13 protein-coding genes are annotated in these 12261 nt (G+C 62.1%); 1 reads left to right on the top strand and 12 read right to left on the bottom strand.

From position 1 onward, the window contains the following. Window positions 1-63 precede the first annotated feature (63 nt). The 6 genes from L1F31_RS03275 to L1F31_RS03250 all read right to left on the bottom strand — a co-directional run bounded on the left by L1F31_RS03275 (window position 64) and on the right by L1F31_RS03250 (window position 5174). Window positions 64-765, bottom strand: coding sequence for a response regulator (locus L1F31_RS03275; protein ID WP_265419267.1), 702 nt, complete (start codon window positions 763-765; stop codon window positions 64-66). Next, a complete protein-coding gene (locus L1F31_RS03270; RefSeq protein WP_265419266.1) occupies window positions 755-2458 on the bottom strand; it encodes a sensor histidine kinase in 1704 nt (567 codons plus the stop codon). Before L1F31_RS03270 ends, L1F31_RS03275 begins: the two co-directional genes overlap by 11 nt. Further along, window positions 2448-3335 carry a hypothetical protein gene (locus L1F31_RS03265; RefSeq protein ID WP_265419264.1) on the bottom strand — a complete coding sequence of 296 codons (888 nt, stop codon included), beginning with the start codon at window positions 3333-3335 and terminating at the stop codon, window positions 2448-2450. Before L1F31_RS03265 ends, L1F31_RS03270 begins: the two co-directional genes overlap by 11 nt. A gap of 12 nt (window positions 3336-3347) precedes the next feature. Then, window positions 3348-3863, bottom strand: a complete 516-nt coding sequence (locus L1F31_RS03260) for a helix-turn-helix domain-containing protein (protein WP_265419262.1) — start codon at window positions 3861-3863, stop codon at window positions 3348-3350. Further along, window positions 3860-4645: a TIGR04255 family protein gene (locus L1F31_RS03255; protein ID WP_265419261.1), complete on the bottom strand. Its 786-nt coding sequence runs from the start codon at window positions 4643-4645 to the stop codon at window positions 3860-3862. Before L1F31_RS03255 ends, L1F31_RS03260 begins: the two co-directional genes overlap by 4 nt. 121 nt (window positions 4646-4766) lie before the next feature. Next, window positions 4767-5174 (bottom strand): hypothetical protein, encoded by a 408-nt coding sequence (locus L1F31_RS03250; protein WP_265419260.1) that lies wholly within the window; start codon window positions 5172-5174, stop codon window positions 4767-4769. 194 nt (window positions 5175-5368) lie between these two features. Between L1F31_RS03250 and L1F31_RS03245 the strand changes: the two genes are divergently transcribed. Further along, window positions 5369-6799, top strand: coding sequence for a cation:dicarboxylate symporter family transporter (locus L1F31_RS03245; protein WP_429860941.1), 1431 nt, complete (start codon window positions 5369-5371; stop codon window positions 6797-6799). Between the two features lie 168 nt (window positions 6800-6967). On the opposite strand, the gene L1F31_RS03240 is transcribed toward L1F31_RS03245, so the two are convergent. The 6 genes from L1F31_RS03240 to L1F31_RS03215 form a co-directional block, all read right to left on the bottom strand. Beyond that, on the bottom strand, window positions 6968-7600 hold the full coding sequence (locus L1F31_RS03240) for an RES family NAD+ phosphorylase (RefSeq protein ID WP_265419258.1): 633 nt from the start codon (window positions 7598-7600) through the stop codon (window positions 6968-6970). Window positions 7601-7614: 14 nt separating this feature from the next. Continuing rightward, complete coding sequence (locus tag L1F31_RS03235; RefSeq protein ID WP_265419257.1) at window positions 7615-8139, bottom strand: hypothetical protein; 525 nt, start codon at window positions 8137-8139, stop codon at window positions 7615-7617. Window positions 8140-8468: 329 nt separating this feature from the next. Continuing rightward, entirely contained in the window at window positions 8469-8912 is a 444-nt protein-coding gene (locus tag L1F31_RS03230) for a hypothetical protein (protein WP_265419255.1), read from the bottom strand. A 113-nt stretch (window positions 8913-9025) separates the two neighbouring features. Further along, the gene (locus tag L1F31_RS03225; RefSeq protein WP_265419254.1) at window positions 9026-9982 is read right to left on the bottom strand and encodes an alpha/beta fold hydrolase; all 957 of its coding nucleotides are present in this window, start codon (window positions 9980-9982) and stop codon (window positions 9026-9028) included. Between the two features lie 116 nt (window positions 9983-10098). Continuing rightward, the gene (locus L1F31_RS03220; protein ID WP_265419253.1) at window positions 10099-10467 is read right to left on the bottom strand and encodes a cupin domain-containing protein; all 369 of its coding nucleotides are present in this window, start codon (window positions 10465-10467) and stop codon (window positions 10099-10101) included. Between the two features lie 96 nt (window positions 10468-10563). Then, window positions 10564-12165, bottom strand: a complete 1602-nt coding sequence (locus tag L1F31_RS03215) for a hypothetical protein (RefSeq protein WP_265419251.1) — start codon at window positions 12163-12165, stop codon at window positions 10564-10566. Window positions 12166-12261 lie beyond the last annotated feature (96 nt).

Here is a 12261-nt window from a genome sequence, read left to right as displayed (position 1 = left end):
ATGCCCGCGTCGGCGCGCATGGCCCACCTACCCGCGCATCGCCCGCCTGCGAACAGCGACCCCTCACGCCCAGCGGTACTCGTATTCCGGGCGGCCCGGGGTGCCGTGGCGGGGCTGTTTGATCGCCTGCTTCGTCGACACGAGGTGCTCGAGGTAGCGGCGGACGGTGACGCGGGAGAGCTCCAACCGCTGCCCCACCTCGGTGGCGGAGACCGGAACGGTGGAATCTCGGACGAAGGCGGACACGGCTTCCAGGGTCTCGGCGATGAGGCCCTTGGGCAGGGGCGTCGCGGAGACCGATCGCAGGGCTGAGAGCGCATTGTCCACCGACGCCTGCGTCGCGAGGCTCCCGGACCCGGCGAGTCCCTGCCGGAAGGCTCGCTGGTTCTCCAACTTCTCCTTGAACGCCGCGAAGGTGAATGGCTTGATGAGGTATTGGGTGATGCCGACCGAGATCGCCGAGCGGATCACCTGCAGGTGCCGCACCGCGGTGATCGCGATGATGTCGACGTCCCGACCGCGGGAATTCAGCCGCCCGGCCACCTCGAGTCCGTGGGAGTCCGTGAGGTTCATGTCGAGGAGGATGATGTCGACGGGATGACCCGCCTCGGCGAGGTCGTCGAACTTCGCGATCGCATCGCGTCCGCTCAGGCAGATGTCGGCGACGGCGAATCCGGGAACGCGGGCCACGAAGTCCGCATGTGCCTGCGCCGTCATCGGATCGTCCTCGACGATGAGCACCCGCAGCGCGGGATCACTGGGCATGTCCACCTCCTTCAGAGAGAGTATCCCCCAGCGGCAGCGTGACCGTGAAGATCGCCCCGCCATCGGATTCGACATCGATGTCCCCGCCGAGGCGGCTCACCGCCTGCCGAACCAAGACGAGCCCGAATCCGTGCCGCCCCACGCCTGCGACCTCGGGTTTCGCTGAAGCGCCGAGGTGGAAGAGCGCGTCGATGTCTTCGCCGGCAACCCCGGCGCCGGAGTCGGCGATGGTGATGATGAGTTCCCCGTCGGCGGCGACGAAGTCCGCCCACACGTGTTTCTCTTCCGAGTCCGCGACCGCGTCGAAGGCATTGTCCAAGAGGTTGCCGGCGACGGTGACGAGGTCGCGGGCGTCGAGGCTCTCGGGAGGCAGCTCACCGACGGCGGTGACGGTGAGCTCGATGCCGCGTTCGTGCGCCTGAGCTGCCTTGCCGATCATGAGCGCGGTGATGAACGGTTCGTCGAGCGCCCCGACGAAGGAGTCGGTGAGCCGCTGCGATTCCTGCTCATCCTTGACCGCGAAGTCGAGCGCCTCCTGGGTGCGGCCGAGCTCAATGAGCGTCGAGACCGTGTGCAGCCGGTTCGCGTGCTCGTGGGTCTGGGCGCGAAGGGCCTCGGACAGGGTAGTCATCGTCGCGAGCTCCCCGGTGAGCTCCTGGATATCGGTGCGATCGCGCAGGGTCGCGACCGTTCCCCCGCCGCGACCGCCCCGCGGTTGGCTTGCGTGTTTCTGGCTGATGACCAGGACTCGGTCCTCGGTGAAGTGGATTTCATCGACGGCGACCCGACCGGTCGACAGAAGGTCACGGACAGATTCGGGCAGGGCCACCTCGGCGAGGGTGATCGGGGTGGATTCATCGGGCTCGGGCAGGCCCAGCAGAACGGCCGCCTCGTCGTTGTAGAGGACGAGTCTGCCGGAATCGTCGGCGAGGATGAGCCCCTCGCGCAGGGAATGCAGTGCGGAATCGTAGAACGCGAAGAGCCGGCGCAGCTCCTCGGGACCGTACCCGAGGGTGACTTTCCGCAGGTAGCGGGCGAGCAGCCAGGAGCCGAGCCCGCCGAGGGCGAGCGCGGCGAGGCCGACGATGATGATCTGCGGCAGCGATGCCGCCTGCGCCACGGACATGCTCTGCAGGGTCACGCCGACGGCGACCATCGCGGTGACCTCGCCGTTCTCGTCTGTGATCGGCACGATCGAGCGCACCGATGGGCCGAGGGTGCCCACGTATTCCTCGGTCTCGGCCTTTCCTGCCCGCGCCGAAGCCGTACTGCCGATGTAGGTCTTGCCCAGCTGCTCGGGGTCCGGGTGGGTGTATCGGGTGCCGTCGCGGTCCATGATCGTCACGAAGTCGACCTCGGCGGTGTCGATGACGGTCAGCGCGTATGGCTGCAGCTTCTCCGATGGGTCATCAGTGGTCACGGCTTCGGTGACAAAGGGGTCGTGGGCGAGCGTCTCGGCGATGGACAGCACCCGTTCCCCGGTGGCTTCGCGGATGTTGCCGAGCGTCGTCACGTAGCTCGTCACCGACAGCGCGGTGCAGACGAGGACGATGAGGACGAGCTGGACGAGGAAGAGCCTGCGCGCCAGCGGTCCCCCGCGGGGGCGAAACCGGGAAGCGTGCCGATTTCGCCCTCGCCGAGGCGGGGCCGGGGCCTCGGAACGGACTTTGAATGCGGGAGGCTCAGGAGTCATCGCCCAAAGGAACAGGAGGAGAGAGGAAATCGATATCCAACTGCTCAGACTTTCTCATCTTCGACAGCGGGAACTCGTCATCGGAATGGACCTCCCCAACGACTTCTGACACTGCGGCGCTTACCGCGTCAGACTTTCCAGCTTTGCTTGGATAGCACTTTGCCGCCAGGGCCTCGGCAAACTTAGCCCAGAGGGCATTCGCATGGAACGGCTCCCCTCCCGGTTTCAATTCGCTAATCTTCTCTGCCAGCGAATTGGCATCGGTCGGCAGAGGGCGCTGGTCCGGCGCCTCGACCATTTCGTCAGGAAGAGACGGCAACCTGCCGGCTTCGACGATCACGTGTATGGTCAGCTGCATGCCTGACGAATTCCAATCATCGGATTCCACTCGAATTTCCGAGACTTGGTTCAGCACCCGACCGATCGGCGATTCAGGCTTGTCGTACTTACTTCTCACCAGTTTCTGAAGTGGCTCCAGCCAGAAGTGAACCTCATCAGGCACAGCAAAACGACTAAACCAGCGCCCGACTGCCAACCCGAAATCTCGTTCATCATGACCGGTTGCAAATTCATATCCGGCAGCCAAGGGAACGTCAACGACATCGTCTTTGAGCACACTTACGATTTGAGCGAGATCTGCGAATAGGCAGTCATTGCCGTGACCCACTCGCGGATACCTCGGATTCTCATGCTTGAGTGCTCGGGTACGCTTGTCACCTTCCAAAGGGACCAGTGGAGCAAGCTGGAGGTACTCACGCTTGGCCAGGACGACGTCGCAGGTCTGGGATACAACCACATGCGCCCCTTCGAGGCCAGCATCCCCCGAGTATTCGACGACGTTTCCTTGTCGGAGCTCCTGAAAATAGTCCTCACCCATGCCCATAGCCCGTTAAGGCTCCGGCGAATAGGTCGGAGCGGGCCTATTGACGTCCGTGGGTGTAGACGCATGGTGCCAGCGCTGCTGATCGAGCAGCGCGAGGAACCGGAGTCGGGCGCCCAGTCCGCCGGCTTCCTCGATAGTTTCGATCTGCCTCATCACCCGGCCGAGCGCTTCCTCATTGGCAGCCGAGATCCTACCACCAGAAGCCCACAGATGGACTGTTCGCCTGGAGACTCCAAAAAGCTTTGCAACTTGGTCCCAGGTATATGCCCCTCGGGTCTTAATCTGTTTGACGAGATCAGCAGTGGACTCGATTTCAGCATGGACGGGAGCAGCTGAATCGACGTTGGGCGACTTGTCCGCTGAACTATTCGGTGGGCTCTGATGAGCGTCGGAAGCCGGTCGGAGTGGATCATCTTCAAATACAATCATGACTGGGATCGACGTCCCGGAAATGGACATCGTCGACATAGGCAGGCCCCGGGTGAGGAAGAGCTCTTCGCGTGAGAAATCAGTAGTGGTCATGAGTCGTACCTCTCATAGAACTGATCAGTCACCACACCCCGGAAATGGTTCGAAGCAATTCCGGACAAGCGGTTTAGCTGTGCCTGAACCGTTCCTCGTTCATTGTCCAGTCGACCCTCTTCGTATGCGTCCAAGTCGAGGATCCAGCTCGGCTCGTCTACCGGGCGCAGGGTGGGGTCGATCGATTGCCCGTTGCCGAGTCGAGCGGAACGCATCAGAAGATAGGACGAATCCACCCGGTAGACGGACTCAGTCATACTGTGAACCAAGTCGGCATCCACGGGAGAAACCAAGTGTCCACCAAGAACGGCAGGGACGAAGTGTTCTTCCAGAAGATTCAAGTCGGCTTGGCCGACGATTCGATTCGTATACCGATACCCAATCCGACTGAAACGAGGAATTGTCGCGCACTCATTCACTGCATCAAGACCAACAAGCAGCCGATCCACAAAATCGTTGTGATTCGTATAATCGGTCGATTCCAGGGCGATGAAATTCAGGCCGACAGCCAGACTCCATTGTTCATCCCCAGAGAAGAAGCGCACGATCTTCCCTCGGCTCTGCTCCTGCGCGCCCCCGGATTGATTTACCAAAACCTCGACTTCTGTCTCCTCGTGCTTGAACGGGTACACAGGTCCGAGATTCTTGACGATATGAGCAACCACCTGGTCGAGGTCAAAGGTCGTCAGATCTGGCCACCGAATCTGCGCTAGAACGCGAGCGAGCGGTGGATTCTTCAACTCGGCTCGATCTGTATTTGGGTAGGGCAGATTCTGGGTCACATTTCACACTCTACTTCACACTCCGACTGGTGTGAAGTAGTTGCTGAGTGATTCACATGAGACCTGAAACGACTCCAGCGCCGGTTCGCTCGACATGGCCGAACCGGCACCAGATCCGTCGTCACTTCTTGCTGGACCCGTTGAGCAGGAGGGACAGTCCGATTGCGGCCAGCCAGGTGTCCTTGGCCACGGCGGTGCCGTCCTGCGATGGGCGGATGCCGTCCTCTTCGGTCATCGAGTCGATGGAGAAGTAGTTCGACACGAGCCCGGCGGCAAACGTCGTCAGGGCCGCACCGGCGATGCGGGTGGGCACGAAGGGCAGCAGCAGGGCGGCGCCGACGGCGATCTCGCCGTAGGAGAGGAACTTCCCGAACTGGGCAGGGGTGAGGTTTTCGACCATGGGAACACCATTGGCGGCCATCTGCTGGAGGCCGGCCGCGGATTCCTCGTCGAGACCGAGCTTGCCGATGCCGGAGTTGAGGATGAATGCGCCGGGAACTGCGCGCAGGAGGGCGTTGGTGATCTTCACGTGAGTGCTCCTTCTTAAGAGTGTCCTGACGCTCCCACATTAGCCGTCAAGCGTGTCTGTGAACACTATGAACGCAACCGAGACACCGATCACACCGGCTGGCACAGTTGTCGGGTACATCACCACCGCGGCCAGCAGTCGCGCGCAATCACATCCACCGACGGGTGGGGTTGCGAACAGCATTTGGAGGAATCATGGCAATGTCGCCACAACAGAACGGCGGATCCCCGAACACGGGGAACGCCACCGCAGCGGCTACCGATCAGGGAGCCCCGCAGCGGAAGAAGGATCGCACTCACTGGCTCTACATCATGGTCATCGTCGCCGTGTTCGCCGGTGCCGCCATCGGGCTCATCGCCCCGGATGCCGGAATCGCGCTGGAACCCCTGGGCAAGGCGTTCGTCGCACTCATCAAGATGATCATCGCCCCGGTCATCTTCTGCACCATCGTCTTGGGCGTCGGATCCGTGGCGAAGGCCGCCACCGTCGGCAAGGTCGGCGGACTCGCGCTCATCTACTTCCTCGTCATGGCGACCTTCGCCCTGGTCATCGGCCTCGTCGTCGGCAACTTCATCCACCCCGGCGACGGACTCCACCTCCAGCCGTATGAGGAGGCCGCCGGCGGTGAGGAAGGCGGCATGGTCGGCTTCCTCATGAGCCTCATCCCCGGTGACATCCCGGTGCTGCCGACGCTGGTGCTCGCGCTCCTCGTCGGATTCGCCCTGCAGTCGATGGGCAAGGCCGGCGAGCCCGTGCTCACCGGCATCAAGCACATCCAGGCAGTGGTCTTCAAGCTCATGATGATGATCATGTGGGCCGCCCCCGTCGGTGCCTTCGGCGCGATCGCCGCGGTCGTCGGCAAGACCGGCTGGGCCGCGATCGGTGCGATGGCGACCCTCATGGGAGCCTTCTACCTCACCTGCGCGCTGTTCATCGTCATCGTCTTGGGCGGTCTGCTCAAGATCGTCACCGGCCTGAACATCTTCCTGCTGCTGAAGTACCTGGCCCGTGAGTTCCTGCTCATCTTCTCGACCTCGTCGTCGGAGTCGGCTCTGCCGCGCCTCATCGCGAAGATGGAGCATGCCGGTGTTTCGAAGCCGGTCGTGGGCATCACGGTGCCCACCGGCTACTCGTTCAACCTCGACGGCACCGCGATCTACCTGACCATGGCTTCGCTGTTCGTGTCCTCGGCGATGGGCATGCCGATGTCGATCCCCGAGCAGATCTCGCTGCTGGTATTCATGATCATCGCGTCGAAGGGCGCTGCCGGAGTCACCGGTGCTGGCCTGGCCACGCTCGCCGCCGGCCTGCAGTCGCACCGCCCCGAGCTGCTCGACGGCATGGGCGTCATCGTCGGCATCGACAAGTTCATGTCCGAGTGCCGTGCCCTGACGAACTTCACCGGCAACGCCGTGGCCACCCTGCTCATCGGCAAGTGGACCGGCGAGATCGACATGGACCAGGCCCGCGCCACCCTGTCCGGTCAGAACCCGTTCGACGAGCTCTCGCTCGAACCCGACGTTCACGGAACGCCGACGAATGCCCCCGAGGCGGACGCGGCCCTGCCCGATCCGCAGACCACCGTGGCCGCCGATAGCCAGGCGAAGTCCGGCGTCGTGAGCTGACCTCCGGTTGCTCCCGCGCCACAAACACCACGGGTGCCGTCGTCCTCATCGTGAGAATGCCGGCACCCGTGGTGTTTCGTCTCCCCTCGCCGAGGCGGGGCGCAGTATCGTCATGTCATCGGCTGACACCCTGGTGGGTTCACAGCGGTCCTCCGGGCCGTCGTGAAACTACATTTCAGGCGGCTCGTCGAGGATCTCGAACTCGTCCAGGCTGTCGGGATCGACAACGACAATCGCCATATCCTCAACGACCGCACGAAGAGTCTTCTGCTCGTGGATTTCTCCCGTCGCCGCACCAGCAGGACCGAAGAGCGCGATGGCACGCGAATCTGCTCCCGGAGAGAATCGCGGGTGGTACCAAATGCCCTCGAATCCAGACTCGTGCAGACTATGAGCCCACTGCCGAGGAATCTGATATTGCTCCATTGAGCACAGCTCGGACGTGACCCCATACGGGAAAGCGTCGTTACTCGATACATGCGCCGCCTTCACCGGCTCTGCCAGGGTCAAGCTCGAGACGACTCTGCCTTCGAGAAAGGTCGTGGTGACGACCCCAGACCGAGCTATATCGGGACCGATGCTTTCACGGGCGGCCACGGCGTCGCTGCTAGCCAAATAGCAAGTTCCGAATGGTTCGGAGAGATTGAACCGACCTTTCCCGTCCGAGGAAAAGAACCATGGCTCGTGCTCGTGACGGTGTCCCCGTCTCCATCGCGTACCCGCATCGACGGGCCGTGTGGGGAAAGTGCTCAGATCTTGGTCGGGATGCGGATGGCGCTGCGCAACAGCTTCTCTGCTCATCACTCGGCGTCGACTCACGCAGACCAACGAGAGACGCTGCACTTGGCGAGGTTCTCCGCCAGAGCATTCTCTCCAGCATCAAGCAGCTCAAGCGGTGATCGGTCCCCGGCTTCGCCCAGCGGTGTACGAAGCCACTGTGCGATAGTGAACGGATCCGCTGAATCGCACAGAAGGCCGACGAGGTGCAGTACGTCTTCACGAACCCGTTTGCCGTCGAACTGGAACGCGGGAAACAATGTGCGACCTTGAACAGTCAGCACAAAAAGGCGTCCATCACTGACCCTCTTACTCACACCTTGACGAGTGATCTTCCACATCGTCATCAAAGCCTTCGTGGAGTACACAGGGCCGATGATTCTGCCTAGCTGGCCCCCCGCGCTCCGCGGAACCATGGCGACCATTTTGGAGCCGAGTGCTTCGGCATCTTTGACGTTCTCCAGGTCAGCCGCCGGAACTTCGGCGAGCTCGCGCCGGACGGCTTCAAGAATTGCACGCTCATTCGCATCTCGCCGTTGCTGCTCAGCGGTCGGTGAATTCACGATCGGACCTCCACCTGAAGTGATGTCAACTGTGTCAACTATTCTGTCTCCACGCGGTCGTACTGTCAACCATGTCAACTTCCATCGCCATGACGCGAACATCGTCGCACTCGAGAGCGCGGGAGAGGGTCGGTGTTGCAGAGACTCCGCGGGGCAGCACTCAATTCCCCAGAGCTTTCATCTCCGGTCAGGTTCAGCAACGCGATCGTCCGGGCGGGAGCCCGACGTCGTGTGTATTCGCCGCAAAGCTTCGGTGTGCTGGTATACGGATTCTGGTGGAAACGTCACTGGAACTCGCGGCATGTGCGGGTGGCTCGACCGAGCGAGGATCATTCGTAACCCAACTCAGCAACCAGCGAAGCCACTGTTTCGACGGCACGTCCGGCGTTCAGCCACTCGACCGGCGACCTGCCGTCCAGCTCATCGTTCGCATCTGTCATGAACTGCTGAATAGTCAGCGGATGCTCATATGGCGGAAAGTTCGGGATGATTGTGCGCAGCCCCGGAACCACCTGGTTGCCTGCGAACTGCCAAGCTGGAAACAGTGTTGCGAGCCCGCTATTGGAGGGCAGGGCGTACAGGTCACCGGCCAACTGCGAGCGGCGGATACTGGCATCTTGCCGTCCCAGCAGTTCGCACACCTCGCCAATCGTCAGAGCAGAGTCACGCGCCTCTTTCTCTGCAAGCGCCCGGTCCTCAGCGATCTGGATGCGCGCAGCTTCATATGCCTGCGGAGTCAGATCCTCTTCTGTGAGATCGGTGGCCTCAAGCAAGAAGGCACGCTCGTCTGCCGATAGAGGCTCAGTGTAGTCAGATCGTGGCCTGCCCATGTATATGACGATACGGAACAAACGTGCACAACACCATTAAACTGAATCGCACGCCTCTAATTCGCCGCGTGTTCCCGTGCCTGGTTGATGACCGTGGAAGCGATGTCGTTCGGGTGTGATTCGGGGAGCCAGTGAGACGCGCCCTCGAGAGGGACAAAACGATAAGGCCCTTCGACGTAGCGAGCGCTGAGTTCTGCGGTCGCGCGGGAGAAGGCGATGTCCTCGCTGCCCCAGATGAGGCTCGTGGGCACGGTGATGGGAGTGGTCGGCGTCCGATCGCGGCCATCCATCGCTTGGTAGTACTTGAGCACGGACAGAAAGGCCCCTGGCTCACTGAATCGCGCAACATAGGAGGCTGCGAGATCTTCGGAGACGGCGCCGCCGTAGAGGTTGACCAGCTTCTTTCCGTCATCGCGCAGCAATGTTCGGGCCACTCCCTCCGGGTGGTCTTGGATCGACCGCATATAGCCCATGCGTTCATGCTGATCGTCGTCCGTCTTCAGCTGTTTGCCCAGCGCTCTGGGGTGCGGGGTCGACACGATGGTGCAGGTGTGCAGACGCTGCGGGTGGTTCGCGGCAAAGGGCCACGCGACCAGTCCGCCCCAATCATGACCGACGAGGTGGAAGCGTTCGAGTCCCGCCGCGCGGGAGACTTCGTCGAGGTCAGCGACCAGATGTGCGATCGTGTACTCCCCCACAGGTTCCGGACGCACTCCCGGCGAATATCCTCGTTGGTCATAGGCGAACACACCCATTCCCTGCTCGAGGAGCAGCGCCCCTGTCTTCTCCCAGCACGAGGCGAATTCCGGCCACCCGTGCAGAAGGACCGCGTCACCGAGGTCATGGTTCGGGCGCGCGGGCGTTGCTCGGAAAGCGGTGAACTCCCCTTGGTCAGTGGACACGGTCAGCGCTTCGGCGTCGGCGGTTGCAGGCAGTTCTGCCAAGCGTCCGGCCACCGAGGCATTGTCGAACGGGGCACCGCTAAAGGGCTGGGACGTCGTCGATGTTGCCACGGGTCAGCCTCCTCGCTGATTACGGGCCGTTGATTTTAGGCGATGGCTGTCGTGGTCGGCGCGATCCCGACATGGCTGTGTCGTGAATCCTGATTGCGAGCCAAGCAGCTTACACATTATTCAGTGCTCCAAGGACCGATTGCGGTTCCAACGATCACAGTATCCACATCGGCGCCATCAAAGTGTGCGGCTCCTGCTGCTACATATAGGAATGATCCCGATGGGTAGGTTCTGGTAGCGCCGAGATCGAGCACCGGACCGTATCCAAGTTGCAGTTCGCCAGCCGCTACATGGAGATGGGCAGCGGCTGAGTGTGAGTGTGGTCCGTCGTAGACACCAGCGGGAATGAAGAATGCATAGGAGAAAATTTCGCCAGGGCTCCGGGTGCCGACGAGAGTCGCAGGTTTCGTACCATCATCGTGCGTCACTTCCCACGGCATGTCATTTGGGTCAAAGGCTGCTGCGCCAGGCAGAGAGCTGATCATGGCCAGAGCCTAGTTCTTCGGGTGGCCATGCAGCTGGCGGGAATCGGACTTCACACTCTGTACAGTCTTCCGCCATGTGGGAGGTATGTGCACCCCTCACCCCTTGCGCATAATAAACACCGTCACCGAGCTCCCAGCCACGTCGATCCGCAGCTTTCCGTCATCGCCCACACCGCCGCTTGGCGTCGGCGACGCACTCGCACCAGCCGACGCACTCTCCGTGCCCGATGCCCCCTCCCCGCTAAAAGGCACCTCATCAGGCAGCGGGTTCGCCGACACAACCTGCGTAGCACTCTTCACATCGTTCGACTCCCCGAACACCTGCGACGCCGACGACACACTGAACCCCGAAGGCATCGAGACCGTCACCGGGTTCCCACCCACCTTCGCCGCGTCGTTTGCGTTGATCACCGTCGTGACCAGGGTGCGGCCGTCGTTCTTCGAAACCGTGTAGGCGCTCATGTTCCCGCCGCCGGCCACCGCAGTCTTAGTGAACTGTCCGCCAACGCTCGGCACCAGCAGCCGCAGCCCGAGCATGTTCGGCCTCACCTGAAACTCATTCGACCGGTCCCCTCGGTCGGCCGGATCGCAGATCAGCGACATCGGGGCTCCGCCCTTGCAGGCTCCGAGCATCGAGTGCATGGCCATGCGCTCGACGCCCAGGGTCGCCGCGTACAGCGTGTAGTCGGCGGCCCACAGCGCCGAGGCGTTCGTCAGTGAGGTGTCGTTCGTGCCCGGGCAGCTCGTCGGCCCGGTCTCTTCGAGCCACAGCGGCAGGCCCGCAGCATCGGCCTTGGATTTCCCGATGCCGAGGTTCTTCTTCGCTGCTTCTTTCGCAATGGGTTCGATAAGGTTCGGCGCCTGCGGACCCCTGCCAGGCACCGAGGAAGAATCACAGTCGTAGAGCTGGTACCAATGCTGCGAAAGCGCGGTCTTCTTCTTCACACCAGAGTCCAGGAAGGCCGTCATCCATGCGCCGTCGTAGACGTCGGGACCGATGATCGGCGCCTCGGGACGCTTCGCATGAATGGCCTTGGCATACGCTTCGAGCTGCTTGACGTATTTGCCCTCGTTCCAATCGTCGCCGCGCACGGCACCACCGGGAACATCGTCGACGGTGTACCCGTTCGGTTCATTGCCGATCCCCAGACCGATGAGGGAATCGCCGAGGATGTCGACCGCGTGCGCGGCCATGTCCGCTCCGCGTTCCGGATCGTAGGTACCCAGCGGAACGCCGAGGGTGACGGTGGAGCCGGTGACATCGACGAGCTTCTTCAGCCTCTTGAGGTCGTCGGGGGTGATGGTGGTCTGTTCGCCGTGCTTCGGCTTCTCCCCCTTCGACGTCCAGAACGTCCTCCGGTCAAGCGCATTGCCGGCGAACCGCAGCGCCGGCGACCCGAGTGCCTTCAGCTGCTCGTCAAGGTTGGAATTCGCCGGATCCAGCCGGGGGTCGGCCAGATCGGTGGCTTCGAAGGAGACTCCGATGTTGTCGGCAGTGAAATGTGGACCGGTCTGGTCCGTGGTAACCGCGATATCGGCAGCTGCCCCTGAAGCGTCGACGTTCGACTGCTCGAATTCGGTCGGAGTGGGACTCGGGTCCGAGGTCGGCGATGAACCATCAGGATCGAACCACGAGCACCCCGACAGAACGAGGGCGAGCGCCAGCACGCCGCCCTGAAAACTCCTTCTGATGTTCACGGAAATAACTTTGCCCTGTCCGCCCGGATACAACAACTTCCACAGTCACAATCCCACAACCGCCGCACCCCACCGACACAGCCCAAAATGTCCGCA

Origin of the sequence: Brevibacterium spongiae (assembly GCF_026168515.1) — a bacterium.
Taxonomy (GTDB): domain Bacteria; phylum Actinomycetota; class Actinomycetes; order Actinomycetales; family Brevibacteriaceae; genus Brevibacterium; species Brevibacterium spongiae.
This window is presented reverse-complemented; position numbering and strand designations above follow the sequence as displayed.